The organism is Pontibacter sp. H249 (assembly GCF_037892465.1).
Classification (GTDB): domain Bacteria; phylum Bacteroidota; class Bacteroidia; order Cytophagales; family Hymenobacteraceae; genus Pontibacter.
Genome location: NZ_JBBKTR010000005.1, coordinates 110950 through 130269, shown reverse-complemented (window position 1 = coordinate 130269; position 19320 = coordinate 110950). Strand labels below are relative to the sequence as shown.

Sequence of the window (19320 nt, the reverse complement as noted above, 5' to 3'; positions counted from 1 at the left end):
AGGTTTTTGGTCAGCTGTGTTCTACCTTGGCAGCGAGTACAGCTATGCAAAGCTCAAGGAGGAGCTGCTGGTAAGCTTCCTGAATAGGTATTTTGGCTTCTTTATACTCTCTTTTCTCGTCTCTGTGGGTATATGGCTTCTGAACTGGCTTGTTTATAAGTCACGCGTAGTGGCGGTTGGTAGAGACTACCCAATCAGGATTGCTGTCATTTCTTTAGTTGCCCTGAGCGTGGGAGCGTTAGTTGGAACGATCCTGTTCTTCTCCAATTGATAACTTCATTGTTCTTACCAGTATTATTAACTTTCAATCTGAATATGATCACGATAAAGAAATTTTTGATTCCTGCTGTCCTGATGTTGGCTGCCGCTTCCTGTAGCCCAAGAGTAAGTCAGCAGGCTACCACCTCCCATGATGCTGATAGCGCAGCTACCTTGCACGAGAAACTGGTGGAGAAGGTTGAAGCCTATACGAAAGCGCCATCGGATTATCTTTTCGTCATGGACGGTTATCTGGTAGATCCAGAGGAAGTGGCAAAGCTAAAGGAGCTGAAGCCATCGGATCTAATAGTCGTGGAGGTGCTTTCTTTACAGGCAGCAAAGGCAATTTATGGAGACAAAGCCAAAGAGAACACCGTGTTGATCAACACCCGAAACATGAATAGCAGATAAAATCTTTTGAGCTAAATAGTAAATTGACACCGCTATGGAGGTATATAGAAACAGGAAAGATGGCTTTAAAGTGATTCAGAAAAGGACACTAAAAATCATTCTGCCTTTTATGGTGCTTGGACTACTCTCTGGTATTGGCATCAGCTATTACAATAATGCCAGTTTTGATACGATCCCTTTTGTACTGGTGATCAGTTTTGTTGCAGTAAGCTTTGGGATGTACCGTGGTCTGAATCGGCAGCGTATTTTATTCAACAGTTACAGCCTGACAGTAGAAGACCAATGTTTGATAAGGGAGCAGCAAAACACTCCGACTGTACAGATCCCTAAGCAGGATATACAGGAGATCATTAGGTACCCCAGCGGCAGCTATCTCATAAAGGGGAAGAATCTTACAGATCTTATTATAGTGAGCGAACTGGTGCATGATCATGATAAGCTTTCAGCCACTCTAAGTGAGATGGGGGAGGTAAAGAACCAAGAGGCAAGGAGTATTTTACAGCGGTTAATGTTACCCTTGATAGTAGGAGGGTTGATTCTGATGGCTACTGTTTACGTTTCCACTAACAAGTACCTTGTGCTGATTGCTGGAACTATCTTAGTATCAGGATTGGCATGGTCTGTCTATCAGGTGCAGACGAGCAAGAACGTGGACAGGAAAACGAAGCGTAGCATCTGGTGGTCAGTAGTTGTTATATTATCCATATTGGGTACAATGTATGCGAAGCTAAATGGGTGACGTCTCGTTCGTGTTTCTCATGCTGGGCTTTCTGGTTGTGATCACCAGACCGCTTACGGCTCTCTTGCATGAGCTTGGACATGCCATACCCGCCATGCTGCTTACAAGGCAAAAAGTGACTGTTTTTGTCGGATCCTATGGGGATAAAAGAAAGGGCTTTAGGATTGGTGCTGGTCTTTTAGAAATATGGATCAAGTACAACTTCTTCTCGTGGCGATCTGGTCTTTGCATTACTTCTGCCAAGCATGTTTCTGTTAACAGGCAGATCCTAATCGTGCTTGCTGGTCCGATCGCCTCCACCGTAATTACACTTACTGCGTGCTACTTTACTTTCGTGATGGATCTGCATGGAGCCGTCAAGCTTATTCTCATTGTGTTTCTTGGGTGCGCTCTTCTGGACTTGATTGTGAACCTCGTGCCGAGCAGTACTCCAATTCCTCTCTCTGATGGAAGAACAGCGTATAATGATGGCTATAGGCTGAAACAACTCATCAATTACAAAAGCCTATCCAGAGAATACGATGCTGCGGTAGGTGCCTACAACGAAGGATCTTATGCAGAGGCTTCAAAGATACTTGAGGGAATGCTGAGAAAGGGGCAGACGGGCGAAGAGGTATACAGGCTGGCAATTTCAAGCTGTATGCAGGCAGGCGACTACGGTGCAGCAAAAGGACTGACAGAGAAGTTTAGATCCTTTTACGAGTTGGATGCGAATGACTATGGAAGCGCAGGTCTTGCGAGTTCACAGTTAGGCATGTACGAGGAGGGACTGGTGTGCTATGAGAAATCACTACAACTTGATCCGTCAAACAAATACACCCTCAACAACATGGGCTACACACTGAATCTGCTTGGGCGGCATAGGGAGGCGATTCTGCTGTTCGATAGGGCAATAGAAGAAGACAATTCATTCGCCTACCCTTACAATAACAGAGGCTTGGCAAAGCTGAAGTGTGGGATGGAAGAAGAAGGACTTAGTGACATTAGGTATTCATTCGGGCTTGAAGCTGATAATTCCTATGGGTACCGTAACCTTGGCATCTATCATCTTGATAGGAAGGAATATGCAGAAGCTCTGAAACTGCTCCAAAAGGCAAAGCAGTTGGATCCCAAAACACATTTGATTGAGGAGCTTATTTTAGAGGTGGAGTCACATATTAGAACGTCTCAAAAGAAATGTAACTAAATTCACTCTAACTTCCTCTGCTGATTTTCCCCATTTTCTAACATGTACCCGATTCTTATGAGAGTATTCATTCTTCTCTGGCTTTCCATAATCTCTGCTTCTACAGTAGCTTCGCCCACCGACACCGTCTACACGCACTATCCAAGTGGAAAGGTGAAGTCCATACAGGTGGTGCGGAATGGCGAGGTGGTCTCAGAAAAGGTTTATCTGGAAAACGGAAACAGGAAGCATCAATGGGATCTGGACAAGAAAGTGGTCTACTCGTACAATACGTTCAGCAGTTCTGAAGATTCCTCTGCCGCATACTTCCTGAAGAGAAGCCCGAATTATACTATTTACCAATACTATGGCGACAGCCCTAATCTGCTGCACATCGAGCGGTATCAAGCTAATGTTCGACATGGGAAGGCGCAGTATTTCCACAGGAACGGGCAACTGGAAGCGGAGGGTGAGTTTGACCACTGGCAGAAGGTCGGATTCTGGACATATGGCGCTGAGGATGGGAGCCGTGACATGCACTGGCACATTATAAACCATAGCTTTTATGAACAGGGAATTTCCGTTTTCTATACGATACTGCCGTTCCTGCTCACGGTGACGTTGCTTGTTTTCCTTGGCGTAAGGCTTGCAAAGAAAGGGAGGTACCCATTATACTATAGAGTAGCAGTCATATTGCCATTTGCGCTGTTTGCCCTTTGGGGTGTAGCCATAGCATCTCTTGGGGAGATGGATGCGCTGGCACTCAAAAGATCTTATGCGCAGAGTTTCTTGGTTGTTGTGAGCACAGCGACTGCGGCAATGGTGCTGCTGAGCCTGATCAATGTCATATGGGCGAAAAGACTCCGTGTCAGGCGATATACAAGCTTGCTGTTCGTCTTTGTGGGATTGGTTTTCTTCTTGTTCCTGATGTGGCTGAGAGTGATGGCAGCTATTTCTGGTGCGATTGTAATGTAGAATGCATATTGATAAACACATGAAACTACTCTTTCTTTTTGTTGCCCTTACGCTGTTTGCCTCTTGGAGGGAGTGCCTACAGGCTACTGGACAACTACCATGTTAAACTGAAGTAACCCCTCATACTATGCCTTTTACCTTTTCTCATCCAGCCGCTGTTTTGCCCTTGACTTTACTGCCTCGCCAGTGGTACTCGCTCACAGGGCTTGTGATCGGCAGCATGGTTCCTGACTTTGAGTATTTTCTGAGGATGAGAGTGCGTAGCGAGTATAGCCACACCATAGGCGGTTTGTTTTGGTTTGACCTGCCTCTGGCGATCTTACTCGCCTTTGTCTTTCACCATCTTGTGCGGAATCCTCTGATTGATAACTCGCCCCGCTTCATAATATCACGTGTTGAAAGCTACAGGGGATTTGACTTTACCACCTACTTCAAGAGGAAATGGTTAGTAGTCATAGCATCGATTTTAGTCGGAGCAGCCTCTCATCTGCTATGGGATAGCTTCACACACGAGCATGGCTTCTTTGTGGATGCCATACCTTCTCTTTCTTCCTCGATACTAATAGGAAGTTGGCAGCTCCCTGTCTACAAGGTTTTGCAGCACTCAAGCACGGTGGTTGGAGGCTTTCTGATAGTATTGGCTGTTTGGATGCTCCCAGAAAACAAAAGGGTAGAGGAGGCAGTGAGCATCAGCTATTGGTGCATGGTGTTTACCATTACCGTTTTAGTTGTGGCAATCAGGCTGCTAAGTGGCTTGGACTACAGGCTGTATGGGCATGTGATTGCCACAGGCATTGCCGCATTCTTTATGGCTCTTGTCTTAACACCGCTTCTTAGGTTCAGCAGAACATAGTATCTGTTTTGCTTAGATGGTATAGGTGTCTTGCAAATGAAAATCATTATCTTACAGTTGTATGATGGAAGCGCTTAAGGTTAATTCCTTTGGGAAAGCAGACAAACCATTGTTGATTGACGATGGGATGATCCAGTATAATGGGAAGACGATCAAGATTGATCAGATCATAGGGATTAGATATTGGATCAGCTCCATTGAGTTCTATAAGTTCACTATAGGCAGGAAGTTCTGCATCGGTTTTAAAACACAGAGCGACCAGTTGGACATTACTTTCAGGAGTTGGTTTGGGGTGGGCAATGACTACTTTTACGGCATAAGCAGCAAAATTATTGATGAGATCTGGAATCCAGTCAATGAGCAGGTACTGAACAGAGAGGCAGAGGCGCTCAGCAAGGGCGGAGTTGTGCGCTTCGGTAACTGCCATCTTTCCCGAGTCGGAGTGATCTTAGTCAGAGGCGGCAAAAAAGAGCAGCTACAAACCATTGGTTGGGAAGACCTGATCTATGAAAAGAAATACGACCGCCTCGTCATTGGCAGCAAGAGTGATCACAGCCTTTTTATGAACCTGTATTATGAAGACAGTTGGAACATAGAGGTGCTGATGGGACTTCTGGATTGGATTACTAAGGAGAATGGATTAGAAGTACTGCATAGCTAACACAGCTTATAAATAGAACTGTTTGATAAAAGAATAAAGATGTATAAGTTCCTGATCCTACTACTGATTTTAGTGATCGCACCCTTGCTCGGTGGGATATATGGTATTGCACATGATCAATTGACTTACTCCATTTCACCTGAATATTACACAAAGTTCAAGTTTTACCAGTTCGGGCTGATGGACATGGGCAATGAGGCAATCTTTCCGAATCCTCGGCTTGAGGTATCGTATGTTGGTTTTTTAGCTACTTGGTGGATGGGGGTGCCGATCGGGCTGATATTAGGGCTTGTTGGATTGATCCATAGGGACGGAAAGTCCATGTTCAAGGCTACGATGAAAGCATTCTCCGTTACCATGCTGGTTGCTTTTATCACAGGGCTGCTCGGGCTTGCCTACGGTTACTTCTGTTTGTCAGCAACGAGTATAGACTGGTGGCTTCCAGAAAATTTAATAGACAAGGTGAGTTTTGTGTCTGTAGGCTCCATGCACAACTTCAGCTACATGGGCGGACTGGTAGGAATGATTGTAGGAGTTGTGTTATCAATCAAAGAGAAGAAGAAACAGCGTCAAAAGCGAATAGCTGTATTTACACCGTAACGTAGCTAAGCTCCTTTTCCCTTGTTCATGAAAGTAATTGTTTTTGCTTAGTTATAACTTATTACGGTCAGGATCTGTCTCACTTTTTCATTTACTGGCTTTGGTGGTAATTACTTTATTATTTGGAGAAGGCAGAAGGTGTTTTGCAGCGCAGGCTAATAAACAGCAACAAAATTATTGTACACATGGGATTTCTGTATTTTAAGGGACCCAGAGAGGATATGGGCGATCTACTGGATGACGAGCATGTCTGCTCATTCTGTGGTCAGATCAGTGAGATGTGCTTCTCTGTTGAATATGCGATCACAGACGTGTTTGGGGAAGGAGAGAAGGATGATAAAGTCGGGTGCGTAGATTGCCTTCGGAAAGGATCCTTTGAGTTTTGGCACGACACGGAATATGGCATGCTGGATGAGAACGGACTGACGAAAATATACAGCCACAATATGGACAATCCGCCTCCGATTGCCGAGGAAACACTGCGGGAGCTAAGGCGAACTCCCCAGATTCTGACGTGGCAGAAGGAATTGTGGCTAACCCACTGCAATGACTTCATGGTTTACAAGGGAACGTGGGAGCCAAAAGACTTCTACAAGAACAGCGTCACTGGAAACGGGCGTGATCTGTTCCTTGCCATGACTGATGCAGAATCTAACCACCTCTGGGACGAGTCTCTTGCAGAGGGTAAGGATGAGTTAGATGAATGGTATGCTACATATTATGCTTTTGAATGCAGGCATTGCGGTAAGTTAAGGGGGAATTGGGACTGTGACTGAGGTTGTCAGCACAGGCGTTCGCAAGTTATCAACACATATACATGACAAAGGCTGTACTTTATCTTTTTGCCATTATAGGTATAGCCTATTTTCTGTTTTACCCTTTCCTAAGACATTCTGTTGACAGGAAGAGGCTCGTGAAATGGTTTTTAATCATTTATGCTATCGCTGTGCTTTCATCCACAGTAAACACCTACATTATGGATTGAAGAATGTGTAAGTGTTAAAGTCATATGTTACTTCACAAAAACCTCTTTAATCCTTTCAGATCGCAGCATGTACGGGATTACCACAATGCACATCACAGCTACTCGAACCAAAGAGAAGTAGTCAATACGATCGGGATAGTTAGAATACAGAGCTATGGAGATGTAGACGATGTAGAGCAGGTTCAACAGGAAAAAGGAGATGAACAGCATCGGTGTCCATCGCTTTCTGGCAAAAAAGCTGATCGTAGTAGCAATGGCTATCACTATCAAAAGTAGCGCATACACCAAGTTCACTAGATCAAGTGAGGCATTTTGAATCAAAGTCATAGCTGCTTTCAGACCGTTATAACCCACGATCAAGAGGAGCAGGTAAAGCCATAAACCGTAACCAGTTTTTCTTCCCTCATCTTCGTAGGCGTTTTCATTGAGAATGCTTTTCATACTTACTTAGGCTATGCTGTTCTCTATTTCCTCCCGTATCACTTGAAACTCACGACCGTTTATAACGCCAAGTTCAAACAGCCAAGCGAACTTGCTCATTTCACGCTGCTGATCATTGTCATAGTCGATGCTCAGGTACTTATCCTGCAGATAGTTGTTTCTGCTCTTGTAGATGCTCTCTACCACCTCGTTATGCTGCTTGTCCTGCAGAATGAACATGTTGATGTCGCTAGAGGTCTTGATCACGGTGAATGCAGCCTTTGACCTGTGGTAGAGGTAAAAGAAGGTAGGGCAGGCAAGCATGAATAGCCATGCCCAAAGCTTGGTGCCGTAGAAGATGTTTATTGCCAGAAATATGGCTCCCACTACGCCCGTGTAGATAGCGTTGTTTTTGTAGGCTTTGTTGCTTTCGAAGAACTCGTACTTGTCGTTGAGGATATTCTCGTAAGGAACCTTTTCCGTTCTGTTAGTGCTGTCGTCCTTAATGGTGTAGGTCAGGCAATCTTCACCGATTTCAATGCAGATGTTGTTCTTGTTTTTCTTCTGGCGGTAAGTCATGAGAAAATATGGTAAGCGACTGGTTATAACTGTTGCAAAAGAAAAGTAGAGAAAAGCTTCCTTTTTTCCTAAAAGGATATGCAGTAATAATGAGTTTTAAGGCTTTTTATAAATTATTCAGGCATACAAACGAGAGCAAATGATAATCAAGTACTTATGATGTAACACTTGTGAATGCTTTTTTTATGTGCACACCATCTGCACACAACTTTTTTGAAGGTATTTTCAGGGTATAAAAGTAGTACACATAATTACTATCTGAGGTGTCTTCATATTTATTAGCTAGTATAAGAAGGAAGCTACACGTCTACCGCTAAATACATTACAATACTATATGGGCGGTTCTGTCAGATTTTAGATTATTTTTTAGCTAAGGTGTAAGGGCTTAAACAATTTTCAGGCCTCATTTAGGGCCCTTTGCCTTTCCGTTTTATTGTCCCACTCCGTTTTAGAGTAATCGCAGCCGTAGAGGAAGTTCGTGCAGCCCCAGAATGTGTAGAGATTTCCGTTTTTGGCGACGCCTTTCTTCTTAACAACCAAGTCGGCGGTTTTGCAGTCCGGGCATTTCTTTACCTTTTTATCCTTTTTGCCAACTTCCAGTTCGGTTATAAACTTAGACTTATAGGTCTCGTCTGCCACGAAATAAACCTGCTCTTTGGCCCTGGTCATGGCTACGTAAAACAGTCGTCTCTCCTCACCGTTCTCGTACTGGTCAGCATCACTAAGCAATAGATTAAGCACCTGGTCATCCGACATCTCTGAAGGGAAGCCGTGCCTGCCGGAGTTGCAGTTAATGATTATCACAATGTCCGCCTCAAGCCCCTTCGACTTGTGCACCGTCAGGAACTCAGCCTTCACCTTCGGTCTGCAGATGGGGTTATACTCTACAATGTCTGCCTCGCGTGTAAATTCGTGGCCTGCCTCAATCTCCTTGATTGATATATTCCGCTTAATGCTAAAGGCGCTGTTCTTGTCCTCCAGCCTCTTTAGGTCAAAGCTGTATCGGCCCAGTATGAAGACAGATTTCTTGTCTAAGTCAGCATGCGTGGACAGGAGTTCATCGAAGATGTTCTTTACCGCTATCGAATCGCCCTGCTCGCCCGAAGGCGTATAGACGAGATCATATTTTGTCTTCTTGTCCGGAAACGCCGGCCTGAGTAACTTGGCGGTTTGGCTGTCGTTTTTAAGTATGAATTCGCTCGACAGGTTAATAAGCGGATTGCAGAAGCGGTAAGTGGTCTCGATCTTTGATTTGATGCAATACCCGAAGTAGCGCTCAAAGTCCTTAAACAGGGTAATGTCGCTGCCCGTGAAGCGGTAAATCGACTGCCAATCGTCGCCCACGCAGAAGATCCTGCATCCGGGGTTATTGTCCCTTAGTGCCTTTATCAATTTGTAGCGCCCAATGGAGATGTCCTGAAACTCATCAATGATGATATAGTCAAACTTCTTCTGGTAAGCGACGGCAGCAACGTAGGCTGTGGCTTTGTTGATCATGTCGCTGAAGTCTATCTCCTGCCTCTCAGCCAGGTGTGCCTCGTATCTTTCAAAGATGGGCTTTATGATCTGGACAAACCGCCTGTTCCTTTCTGCCAACATTTCATCCTTCACCGATCCGTTGCGTTCAGTCAGATCGGCTACGGTGTAGTTGTTGGATTTCATCAGGGTGATGAACGTCTGGAACAGCGTCACAAAGCCATCCACCTCCTCGCCGGCAGTATGGTTGATGATAGCCCAGATTTCTTTAGGCGACTTCGGAGACAACTTTATTCCGGCGTTCCGCAGTTTCTCTGTGAGGCTGGCAACCCAGGTTCCGTCAAGCATTTCATGGCTATAGGTCTCGATCAGCCGGGTTCCGTTCTGCCTGTGTACGTCCCGTTGCCAGTTAATTTTGCTCCAGTACTTCTGGTTCGCCTGCTCCTGCGTTTCACCTCTTTTCGCAAAGAAAGGAGGCACGCTGTTATCCTTAGAAATCGCTTGGTGCTCCAGGTAAACCCGCTTGCCGTCCTGAATGATGGTAAAATCAGGCTTATACTGGCGTTTGTCTAACGTGGCCGTCTCGAACTCATAAGGGTACTCATACTCATAGTTGATTCCGTTGAAGAGCAGGAAGTTGGCGATCCGGCACTCCTCGATGCTTTTGACTATCTCCATTCGGTGGGTGGTCCTGCCGTTACTGGAGGTAGTGTATGCTTTGTAGGTCCTGAAGTTCTGGTCCTTGATGTACTGGATGTACTCGCCCTGGTTCTTGAAGTCAAACTGGTTTTTGACTGGCTTTAGAAAGTTGGTAAAGTAGTCTGTAACCGCCGCCAAGTACTCTTCCCGTTCAATCAACTCATTGAAGGTCTTTTTGATAAACGGCTTAAACTGCTGCTCTTCGAAGATAGAGGGGCGCTTTTCCTCTACCTGCTTGATTACATCTATGCCAAAGCTATGGAAGGTCTTAGCAATAACCCCCTCCACATTCACGCGGGAGGCGAGTGTTATGGCAGACTTCCTAGTAAAGGAAATAAGCAGAATGTTCTCCGGATCTGTCTTGTAGCGCTCAACCAGGTACTTTACTTTGCCAACAATGGTCGTGGTTTTACCAGAACCTGCCCCGGCAATGACTAAATTTGCATCCTCATCCTCCACGATGGCTGTTCTTTGCTGCATGTCAAGTGGCTTGCCTGCGGCTGTGTCAAAGAAGTCTTTGTAGGAGACTAGTTCTTGTTTGACAAAGGTTGTGTTATACTTGCTTCTGCTGCTTTGTGCGTTCTTGTAATAGTCTAGGAACTTCTTCACAACTACTGTGCTGTTATGCTCTAGTTTGGCCTTTTCAGTCCGCTTTCCATTTAAAGAAGCATATAGTTCTCTGTAACAAGATAACCACGCATCCAATTTGGAATTAGTAAAATAGCCAAGCCTATAGTCTAGGTTTACCTCATAAGCTGTAACTGCCGCGTTCAAATCCTGTAGCTTGCTAGACAACAGTTGCTGAAGTTCAGCTTTTAACTTTTTGTTACTGTTCCATTTGTAAAAGAGAAAGCCAATAAAGGAAGCTAAGGCAAGAATAAATAAGGGCATAATAATTTTGTGATGCTTATCAGTTTAATCTTAGTTAAGAATTGGCTTGTTTAACCAATCAGCTATATGAGTATAGATAGATTTTTGCCAGGCATCTATATTTCCTATAACAGGAAGTGAGATAACACTACACTCTTTGTCGGTTAAGCTGCCTGTGTTCTGGCATAGGTACCGGCCGCTTCTTGAGCTCAAGTCAACACCAGGATAAACCAGAGCTACTTTGCTTGCTTTGTAGTATTCATGGTACACATACAGCTGCCGTAGATCATCAGGTGATGGATTATAGCCGTTTAAGTTCTTCCATTTGGTATCCAGTACAACACAGCCCGCCTTATCCTTATTAATGACAATATCTGGTTTGATACTACTACGGCTCCCTTTTGCAGGCTTCCAGAAATACTTGTGCACCTGGTCGTGTAAGGTATAGCTGAGGTTTGCTTTACGGAAGCCTTTGCGCAGGCTCACATACACGAAACGTTCCCAAAGCATGTTCATGTCAAACATCAGAGCAAGTACATGATTTTGACCTTTGCTCACATCTGGATGGTAGTTTAACAGCAGCATTCGGGCAATCTCCAACGCTTTGCTATAACTTTCTGTTTTCCGGTTGAATGTGATCTTCTCGAAAGTAGCTTCGGTTACTTTCAAGTCGGGTTGCTCTGGGAAGTTCAACAACAGAGAACCGATCTTACTTTGTAGCACCGGATTGGTATTGATCTGCTTAAGCAGCAGAAGGGTTTTGTATAGGATCTGGTGGAGCTGGTGCTGTACATCATAAGTAGTGTGGCGCACGTAAAATCGCTCCTGATGCACTAGGTTTTTCTGGATGTGCTGCGCGAACTGTATACTGCCTTTGAGTGCGGTTGCATTACTTTCTGTTTTGCGGTATTTTTTCACCAGCCCGCGATGCAGCAGATACTCTACTTCCTGCAGGTATAGCGTAAAGTACAGATCCAGAATAGAGTTGGCGCGCAGGCTTAGCTTACTGCTGGTCGGAGCTTGTATATCAAACAGACCGACAGCTTTGAGCATGCCGATCAGCATTTTATGCCATTGAGCAGTGCTGTCGTTTTTGTCTGCTTTCGGTAGCACTTCTATGGTCAGGTTTCCCACCTGGAGCACACCTACATACTCTGTGAATCTGACACCTTTATGGATAAGGGTATAGTAGGGCATACCTTCCTCGCCATGGAAAGCCTGCAGCGCCTGCAGTTGCTTATCAGTGAGGCGTTTTCCTGGCTCACCCTTATGTGCCCAGAGACTGCTATGCTCAAATACCCGTATAGGGTCATCCTGTTCAAGCATGAGCCTATTTCATCAACTTATTAAGAGCAGCTGAAAAGTCGTCGTCCGACAGTCGGTCTTTACCGATCAGTTCAGCCAAATGGTATACCTGTTTCTCAGCCAGACCAGCCGGATCGTAATTGCCGAAAGAGGCAAAAACATCTTCTTCTTCGACCTTATCCAGTTCTTTGAAAAAATCTTCTCCCAGCACCAAACCAATCTTACCATAGTCGCCATAAAAATACTCTTGCAACAACGGGATGATCTTGTTCTGGAAGGCAGCTCGTAAATCTTCGGTGTTCTTAACGCAAAGGAAATAGCTGTGCCCGATCAGGTTATCCTTGCCCAACAACTTCTCTATTCTTCGGTTTATCTTCTGCAGAATGTCGGCCAGTTTGTAGCCTGCCACTTCCTGCTGAAGCCCCACCAGATCATACCTTGGTGGCATTTCAACAAAACTGAAACGGCGGCGCAATGCAGTGTCCAAGGCCTCGACACTACGGTCGGCGGTGTTCATGGTGCCGATGATGTAGAGGTTGGCTGGTACGCCAAACTTCTCTTTGCTGTAGGGGAGAGTTACTTCTAATTGCTCCTTGCCGCCTAGTCGCTTATCTTCTTCGATCAGAGTGATAAGTTCGCCAAAAATCTGGGAGATGTTGCCACGATTAATTTCATCGATGATCAGGACGTATGGTTTTGTCTGATGAATATGCTGGTTTACAGGCAAACTATAATTTGACTTGATGTAGTCACCAATACCTATAGTATATGGTTTCCAGTCCAATACCTCGCCTTTCAGTACATACTCACGTAACATGTTTTTTGTCACGACCATTGGCGTACCAACATTTGTCTCGGCTTTTGCCACGCAATTCTTAACTGAATTAACAGAAACTCTAAAGGGTTTTTTATGTGTTGATGTTCTTAGAACAAGTGAGTCATCTGTCTGAATATCTTCCAGAAACTGTTCATAAACTTCATCAAAACTATTTACACCTTCTTGTATTGAAGCAGCTTTACAGATGCTTCTGAAGATTCCAGGCTCTACTTTGTAAGTAATAATAGGATTTCCTTCTTTGTCAGAAGCTTCCTGTGGTTTTATCCCTTCTATAAAGTCTTCATAGCTCATGCTTTGGTGAAAGGTTGTAAACATGATTTGACCAGCAGCTACTCTTTCTTCAAAAATCTTCTTCAGCTCAGCCCGATCAGTATTATCAGCATTAATACCAAGTATTTCCAAAGCTATATTGATAGTATTGTAGGTCTTTCCTGTGCCAGGAGGACCATAAAGAATCTGGTTGAGAGGCATTTTGTTTTCTATAAATTCAATTTCATTTCTATTTTCAAGATCAGTTGCGTCACCCTTTATATCAGAGTTACGCACAAGTCTCGCCATAAAATAAGGCTCGATGAGCAATTTGTTAGCTTCATCTAACTCATCATAGCTAATAGAAACACAAGTACTATTCCTATTAGGAGTCCACCATTTCTGCTTACCTGTATACTTAGTCTTATTTTTGGGTGCTGCTACTATTTCAAACGTCCTTTCAAGCCATCCATCATCGCCAAAGTTATTGTAAATTGCAGGGATTGCAGGACCGGTTATTCTTCCAAGGAGACTAACGGCTTGATTTCTATTGCCGGGAGTAAGATAAAAATAATCGCCTATACTCATCTTAGTGGAATAGACTAAACCCTGGCTTTCGCGCATTTGACCTAAAGGCTTAGTATTTTGATGCACTATAATCTTTTTCTGATCAATACAGTCCGCTATTTCCTGATCATTAAAGTCGCCCATAGAGATTTTATAAATAGAGGCATCTCCGATTTCTATTTCTTCTAAACCTTTGTCGAGCATTCTGTATAATATATCCTGGGCCAATACTTTCCGGTTAGTATCCATGAAAGCATCAGCCGGCAACAGATCATCTACCAAGCCTAACAGTTCTTTGTCTGCTGATATATACTTTGTAATAAATTCATCTAAAAGCTCCAGGTAATGCTGGTATTTTTCACCTACTCTCTTGGGTTTTATACCTAACAGCTTGCAATATTTTTGATAGAAGGAGTCTTTATATAAGGCATATTTGTCCGGGTTATAATAGGTAAGCAGTGTAGCCATCGTCCGCTCATCGTGATGGTGGGAGTGTTTGGGGTTCGGCTGTAACTCCCTGAACAGCTTGAGTGTTTCAGAAGAAAAATAGTTTAACCTTTCGGCTAAAGGTAGTGCTTCATCGAATAATACTTTAAAAGAAGCTCTGTATTCTTCAGGCCGGCCTTTGGCTAGATGATGGATAACACCTATACCTACGCCATAGATCAGATTTGAATAATCTATAGACTTGATCTCTGCCGTAAAATCAGGTACATCAGTATTTGGCCTGCCTTTGTACTCTTGAAGGAGTCGCCATTTATAGAGTTCTTCTCGCAGCCCGTTATGGCGGATATCTTCTTTATACTTATTGACAAGCTCTTTTATAGGGTCTTGCAATATAGAATGACCATTTAGCCCACAAAGTGATGCGTATTTTTTAAGCTCTGCTATACCCTGATTTATTCGCTCATCTATATTATCTAGGTCGCCAAAGTTTTCGGGGTTTATGCCTTTATAGTTTTTAACTAATTGGCAAGAATCATTTACGTCAGTTTTGTCAGTTACCTGTGAGGCTATTACGTATAAGCAACATTCTTTGCTAGTGCTTTTCGGGTATAGGCTAAATCCCCAACCATTTTGCTGTATTTCCTTTTCTATACCTTCTCTTATTTGGGCAAGTGCTTCTGAGTTTTTCATGAACCTTTTGACTTCGAGTATTTAGCTTAGGCTGTAGTTTCTTTAACATTTGGTTCTTCTGATAAATGATCTGTCTGCTCTTGATTAGCGCCTTCATCTAAGATAAATTTCTTAAGTGCGTCAAACTCAGAAGGCATATTCTCTGGATGGCAGTTTATTACCCAATCATGTATTTGTTTAATCTTATTACCTGATGAAGAGAGTTTAGCTTCTTCGTCTTTAGAATTAATGAAAGCTTCTAGATTTGGGTCAAATTCATACCCATTTCCATTACTCAGCATGCCCTTAAGAAGTCCTTCCTTCTCTACATCTTTGTCTTTATCCCACAAACCAAAATATTGTGTAACACCCAAGAGCTTACATACTCCAGTAAAATATACTACACCTGCTTTACCACCACACTCTATAACAGATACACCTAATGAGTCAAGATCTAATTGCCAGTGGTGCCCACAAATTGTGGAGATAAGCATTTTTTCTGTATCACCCTCAACTAATATTACTTTCTTAGCGAAAAATAGCTCATTCCTCTCTGTATTGAACTGAGTGAAAATCTTGAAGCGTTCCTTTTCTGCCTGCATCTTATTCATGAAAGATGACCTAATATTACAGCTAGTGCCGTTAGAATCTTTCTTAAGCATTACTACTTCATAAGCTCTGGCAGCATCTACAAAATTTTGGCAATGGGTAGTATATAGGATCTGCGACTGCTCGGACAGTTTTTGAAAGTTCCTATAAAGTGCTCTCTGAGCCTGAGGATATAAGTATATTTCTGGTTCTTCCAACCCAAATATCACTTTGCCACCCATTAGCTCGGCGTACGTCTGAAAGATTGATAATAGAATCAGATTTTGCATACCAGATCCTAACTCTTCGCAATCGAATGTTTTGTCGCTAGTGGACTCTGTGACGGAAATTTGAAGTGTTTTGTAGAACCAATTGAGGTTGTAAATATTGAGTTCCGGTGAAAATGAATTGGCGATGCCAGCCGAATTAAGCTTACAGTACTTATCAAATGTGTTGGAAAACTTGTGAAAAGTAATGTTATTTTGATCAAAGTCTGCTTCTAAAAAATCCTTAGGAGCAAGCATTAATCCCTTGAAAACTTCTTTCAAATCTTCCTCAGAAGTATAATAATTTACATAGTTATCATATATAATCTTCATTAGCTTTCCTAACAAAGTCCAGTTGCTTATTCTCATTTGAGAACTAAGTTCTCTACTAGAAGGGAAGTAAATAAAATGGCAGTTCTTTTTGAACTCTTCATTGACATATAAGGCCCTGTCATTTTCACGTGCATGTAACCTTGCCTCGCATGATAAGTTAGGATATAAATTCATTCTTAAACTCACACGGTAAACACTATATGTTTCGCTGTAGTAGGAGTGGGGAATGTCTTCAGTAAACTCTATGTCTATGACTATTTCCTGGTCAGGATCGTTAAATAGCTCTCTTGCAACCTTTGCTTTTGTGGTCCATCCCTCTCCAATGACTAAATCTATTGCCTTAAGAACATTAGTCTTCCCAGCGCTGTTAGGACCGACTAGAGCACATAAGTTATTAGGCTCTATTTTTAGTTCTTTAATAGAGCGAAAGTTCTTGATGTAGATTTTTTTGATCATCAGAGGTAGATTGAAGAGTTGGACTTACTTAGTCAAGTATAATAGCCTCATTTAGAGGGTTGATATTCATAACATTGGAGTGCTCAAAAGGGAAAGTAGCTCCTGGATTGATGTTGATTATCTTTCCAATAGAATCTCTAGACCTCTCAATCACATCATTCACATGAGGGTCTAGATATGAATAGCCATTTATTATTAGTAAATCAGATCCAGGAAGATCATTTTCAAAAGCTCCATACAAGGCAGAATACATGTAGTCTTCTTGAATCAAGTTTAATTTATTTCTACCTGTAATGAATCGAGGTTCAATGTAAAAATTATGATACTGTTTAACCTCGCCCGAAGCATCAACATATTTAGCTGAATGCTTCGTGTCGTAATCCAAGGTCTTAAAGTAGTCGAACTCTCCAACTCTGTCTGTATCTATAGTATAGGCATAAGAGTATTGGTCAATGCTACCATGTAATTTGTAAAGCTTTACCCTTTCAGTAAATGAGTTGTTGAATGTTCTTACTCTATCTCCTTCTGAGCCTATTATTTTGCTATTCTCTGTAGAAAAGCCATCTGAGTAGATGATCCAAAAACGTTCAAATAGAGTTTCAATAAGTAAATCGTGGTTGAGAGTAAATATATTAATCTCATGATCTTTATTGTTAATGAGTTCAAGATATGGCAAATAATGATTTGAAAGCTCAAGCCTATTTTTACGTAGCCAAAGCAAATCCTCGATTAGATGCACAAGGCAGAAAAGTAAGTTTCCTGTGCTTAAAGAGAGTCCTTGAAAGATATCGCTACCCGGAAACTTCTCTCTAAACTCAGTTGTCGTTTGCTGCTTTATAACTTGCCATGCTTCACTCTCCTCATCTGTTTCTCTAACCCAAGCATAAAAGGCTTCATAATTATGGTCTTCGAGAGGTGATATAGCCTTAAATGTTGCAATTACATTTTTGAGCAATAGAGTTATAGGCAATCGTTCAGGACCTAAGCGACCATTATGTAAATTCGGACCAGAGGTTAAGTCAGCCCATCTCCATTCACTAGAGCCAAAACAGAGTGTCATCTCCTCGATTTCAGGATTAGTTAATCTATCCCAAATATCCTTTGCCATGGGTAAGCCAGCATTGAATGAGAACCCAGCTCCTAAGATGAATGATACTTTCATAGCTCTACCTCCTCCTGCACCTGTAACGCCTCCTGCACCACCGCATGCATCAGCGCTTCAGCCTCTTGTTTTGACTGATGAATCTGCTGCTCCAGTTCGTCACATAGTAGCATCAGCTGGTCTACTTTGGCAACTATAGCTTCTTGCTCGGCAAGGGGAGGGAGAGCTACAGGAGTAAGCTTGATGTTATCCTGTGTAATGTTGACTTGGCTATCCGCCATACCTGACTTTTTTGACTCAAGGAAATCACCGGAAGCACCTGTGCTTAATGTGACAGCTAGAAATCTTGCATTAACTTGATTTTCAGCTATAAGAGAAATCCTCACAGTTTTATCCGATAACAATAGCTTGTCTCTAGTACTTGTTACAGCGCAGACAACACCTACTCGATTTCTTGGACCAGCACGTGTTATTAGAATATCGCCAGGCTTTATCTCATACTTTAGGTTAGCATGATCTGCCTTTAGTATTGCTTTATTCTCATTCGGCAGAAACTGTAACGACTGTATAGCTGTCGTTTTGATGAAGCCGAATTCATCAGGGGCTGCCGATCTGTTATCGCACTGTGGACTTTTACCTGCGTCTGTATCCAATATAATATTTGATAACCTACACCAAACCCAACCCTCAGGCAAAGAATAAGGCACTTCATCCTCTGAGATCAGCTCCAGCGGTTTCTCCTTCTTTATCATTTTCTCCTTCACCAGTTGAGCCTTTTTTGCCTGAATGCGTTTCAGGAGTTCGGAGGCTGGCTCGATGGTGGGGTTTTGGGTGCGCCAGGTGGCGGTGAGTTTGCCTTGTACGGCCAGCTGAAGTATGGTTTCGCGGAGCTTTTTTACGTTAGCGGCTTCATCAAATATGGTCTGGAAGTGCTGCTTCAGGAAAAGCAAGTTTTGCTCCAGCTCCTCGTCTGTGGCGGCTGTTAATTGTTGTAAGGCAGCGGCTCCCAGGTGCTGCTTCAGCCATATGCGTTCTGCCGTTTGCTTCTCCAGCTCCTCAATCTTCTGCATCAGCTCTTCCACCCGCGCCACAATGACTTCCTGCTCGGCAAGGGGAGGGAGGGGAACAGCACCGCTAAGAAGCTTTGCATCATTAATTGCCGGGTAGGCAACTCCAATCATTTGCGACTTTACATACTCTATGAAAGGAGCAGATCGCAAATAATAGTATAAAAACTTCTTGTCTAAACTTGGTAAAGGATTAAGTATGGCAAAGGCTGTACTAGCGATAGCTCCTGGCTCATAGTTCTTCTCAACTAAGGCTATGTTTAGCAAGTATGGTCTTACTGTAGAGTATATCACACAACCTTCCTGTACTATCTTTCTAGCCCGTGATGGTGCTTCATTTGGAAGTATAGTTTGCAGGTCGCCAATAACTCCTCTCTTGTTATCAACAGAAGCTACATCAATATATGAGAAGATAGCATCTGGTATTTTTTGACCGAAGTTGTAAGTCAGTTCTCCGAGTCTTAACCAAGCCCAATTCTCTGGCAAAGCATGAGGTACTTCATCCTCTGAGACCGGCTCCAGCGGTTTCTCCTTTTTTATCATTTTCTCCTTCACCAACTGCGCCTTTTCCGCTTCAATGCGCTTCAACAGGTTAGCGGCAGGCTCCACATCAGGGTTTTGCCTGCGCCAGTTCTCGGTCAGTTTTCCCTGTACCGCCAGCTGCAGGACGAGTTTTTTTAGACTGGCTGCGTTTTTGGGGTGCAGCGTCAGGTTTTCGAATTGCTCCAGTAGTAACATGCGC

General features: G+C 43.2%; 17 protein-coding genes. 9 read left to right on the top strand and 8 right to left on the bottom strand.

Features of this window, described 5'->3' with window-relative positions:
• The first annotated feature begins 16 nt into the window (after positions 1-16).
• The 9 genes from WG943_RS08860 to WG943_RS08820 all read left to right on the top strand — a co-directional run bounded on the left by WG943_RS08860 (position 17) and on the right by WG943_RS08820 (position 6438).
• Positions 17-271, top strand: a complete 255-nt coding sequence (locus tag WG943_RS08860) for a hypothetical protein (protein WP_340408291.1) — start codon at positions 17-19, stop codon at positions 269-271.
• 44 nt (positions 272-315) lie between these two features.
• Complete coding sequence (locus tag WG943_RS08855) at positions 316-669, top strand: hypothetical protein (RefSeq protein ID WP_340408289.1); 354 nt, start codon at positions 316-318, stop codon at positions 667-669.
• A gap of 34 nt (positions 670-703) precedes the next feature.
• Positions 704-1408: a hypothetical protein gene (locus WG943_RS08850; RefSeq protein WP_340408288.1), complete on the top strand. Its 705-nt coding sequence runs from the start codon at positions 704-706 to the stop codon at positions 1406-1408.
• Positions 1401-2594, top strand: a complete 1194-nt coding sequence (locus tag WG943_RS08845; RefSeq protein WP_340408286.1) for a tetratricopeptide repeat protein — start codon at positions 1401-1403, stop codon at positions 2592-2594. The genes WG943_RS08850 and WG943_RS08845 overlap by 8 nt, the downstream gene beginning before the upstream one ends.
• A 252-nt stretch (positions 2595-2846) precedes the next feature.
• Positions 2847-3548 (top strand): hypothetical protein, encoded by a 702-nt coding sequence (locus WG943_RS08840; protein ID WP_340408284.1) that lies wholly within the window; start codon positions 2847-2849, stop codon positions 3546-3548.
• Positions 3549-3675: 127 nt separating this feature from the next.
• Positions 3676-4401 carry a DUF4184 family protein gene (locus WG943_RS08835; RefSeq protein WP_340408283.1) on the top strand — a complete coding sequence of 242 codons (726 nt, stop codon included), beginning with the start codon at positions 3676-3678 and terminating at the stop codon, positions 4399-4401.
• Positions 4402-4462: 61 nt separating this feature from the next.
• A complete protein-coding gene (locus tag WG943_RS08830) occupies positions 4463-5062 on the top strand; it encodes a hypothetical protein (RefSeq protein ID WP_340408282.1) in 600 nt (199 codons plus the stop codon).
• 39 nt (positions 5063-5101) lie between these two features.
• The gene (locus tag WG943_RS08825; protein ID WP_340408281.1) at positions 5102-5662 is read left to right on the top strand and encodes a hypothetical protein; all 561 of its coding nucleotides are present in this window, start codon (positions 5102-5104) and stop codon (positions 5660-5662) included.
• Positions 5663-5784: 122 nt separating this feature from the next.
• A complete protein-coding gene (locus WG943_RS08820) occupies positions 5785-6438 on the top strand; it encodes a CbrC family protein (RefSeq protein ID WP_340408280.1) in 654 nt (217 codons plus the stop codon).
• A gap of 236 nt (positions 6439-6674) precedes the next feature.
• Here the strand turns inward: WG943_RS08820 and WG943_RS08815 are convergent, their stop codons facing one another.
• The 8 genes from WG943_RS08815 to WG943_RS08780 form a co-directional block, all read right to left on the bottom strand.
• On the bottom strand, positions 6675-7088 hold the full coding sequence (locus WG943_RS08815) for a DUF2569 family protein (protein WP_340408279.1): 414 nt from the start codon (positions 7086-7088) through the stop codon (positions 6675-6677).
• 6 nt (positions 7089-7094) lie between these two features.
• Positions 7095-7646 (bottom strand): hypothetical protein, encoded by a 552-nt coding sequence (locus WG943_RS08810; RefSeq protein WP_340408277.1) that lies wholly within the window; start codon positions 7644-7646, stop codon positions 7095-7097.
• A gap of 396 nt (positions 7647-8042) precedes the next feature.
• Positions 8043-10712, bottom strand: coding sequence for a UvrD-helicase domain-containing protein (locus tag WG943_RS08805; RefSeq protein WP_340408275.1), 2670 nt, complete (start codon positions 10710-10712; stop codon positions 8043-8045).
• Positions 10713-10742: 30 nt separating this feature from the next.
• On the bottom strand, positions 10743-12017 hold the full coding sequence (locus WG943_RS08800) for an McrC family protein (protein ID WP_340408274.1): 1275 nt from the start codon (positions 12015-12017) through the stop codon (positions 10743-10745).
• 4 nt (positions 12018-12021) lie between these two features.
• Positions 12022-14787, bottom strand: a complete 2766-nt coding sequence (locus WG943_RS08795) for an McrB family protein (protein ID WP_340408272.1) — start codon at positions 14785-14787, stop codon at positions 12022-12024.
• Between the two features lie 26 nt (positions 14788-14813).
• Entirely contained in the window at positions 14814-16409 is a 1596-nt protein-coding gene (locus WG943_RS08790; protein WP_340408271.1) for an ATP-dependent nuclease, read from the bottom strand.
• Positions 16410-16437: 28 nt separating this feature from the next.
• Positions 16438-17571, bottom strand: coding sequence for an SIR2 family protein (locus tag WG943_RS08785; protein ID WP_340408270.1), 1134 nt, complete (start codon positions 17569-17571; stop codon positions 16438-16440).
• Positions 17568-19316, bottom strand: a complete 1749-nt coding sequence (locus tag WG943_RS08780) for a restriction endonuclease subunit S (protein WP_340408269.1) — start codon at positions 19314-19316, stop codon at positions 17568-17570. The genes WG943_RS08785 and WG943_RS08780 overlap by 4 nt, the downstream gene beginning before the upstream one ends.
• Positions 19317-19320: the final 4 nt, after the last annotated feature.

Excerpts from the sequence above, each read along its gene's own strand:
- WG943_RS08855 (WP_340408289.1), top strand. The coding sequence starts at position 316 with ATGATCACGATAAAGAAATTTTTGATTCCTGCTGTCCTGATGTTGGCT.
- WG943_RS08850 (WP_340408288.1), top strand. The coding sequence starts at position 704 with ATGGAGGTATATAGAAACAGGAAAGATGGCTTTAAAGTGATTCAGAAA.
- WG943_RS08845 (WP_340408286.1), top strand. The coding sequence starts at position 1,401 with ATGGGTGACGTCTCGTTCGTGTTTCTCATGCTGGGCTTTCTGGTTGTG.
- WG943_RS08835 (WP_340408283.1), top strand. The coding sequence starts at position 3,676 with ATGCCTTTTACCTTTTCTCATCCAGCCGCTGTTTTGCCCTTGACTTTA.
- WG943_RS08830 (WP_340408282.1), top strand. The coding sequence starts at position 4,463 with ATGATGGAAGCGCTTAAGGTTAATTCCTTTGGGAAAGCAGACAAACCA.
- WG943_RS08825 (WP_340408281.1), top strand. The coding sequence starts at position 5,102 with ATGTATAAGTTCCTGATCCTACTACTGATTTTAGTGATCGCACCCTTG.
- WG943_RS08815 (WP_340408279.1), bottom strand. The coding sequence starts at position 7,088 with ATGAAAAGCATTCTCAATGAAAACGCCTACGAAGATGAGGGAAGAAAA.
- WG943_RS08810 (WP_340408277.1), bottom strand. The coding sequence starts at position 7,646 with ATGACTTACCGCCAGAAGAAAAACAAGAACAACATCTGCATTGAAATC.
- WG943_RS08805 (WP_340408275.1), bottom strand. The coding sequence starts at position 10,712 with ATGCCCTTATTTATTCTTGCCTTAGCTTCCTTTATTGGCTTTCTCTTT.
- WG943_RS08800 (WP_340408274.1), bottom strand. The coding sequence starts at position 12,017 with ATGCTTGAACAGGATGACCCTATACGGGTATTTGAGCATAGCAGTCTC.
- WG943_RS08795 (WP_340408272.1), bottom strand. The coding sequence starts at position 14,787 with ATGAAAAACTCAGAAGCACTTGCCCAAATAAGAGAAGGTATAGAAAAG.
- WG943_RS08790 (WP_340408271.1), bottom strand. The coding sequence starts at position 16,409 with ATGATCAAAAAAATCTACATCAAGAACTTTCGCTCTATTAAAGAACTA.
- WG943_RS08785 (WP_340408270.1), bottom strand. The coding sequence starts at position 17,571 with ATGAAAGTATCATTCATCTTAGGAGCTGGGTTCTCATTCAATGCTGGC.
- WG943_RS08780 (WP_340408269.1), bottom strand. The coding sequence starts at position 19,316 with ATGTTACTACTGGAGCAATTCGAAAACCTGACGCTGCACCCCAAAAAC.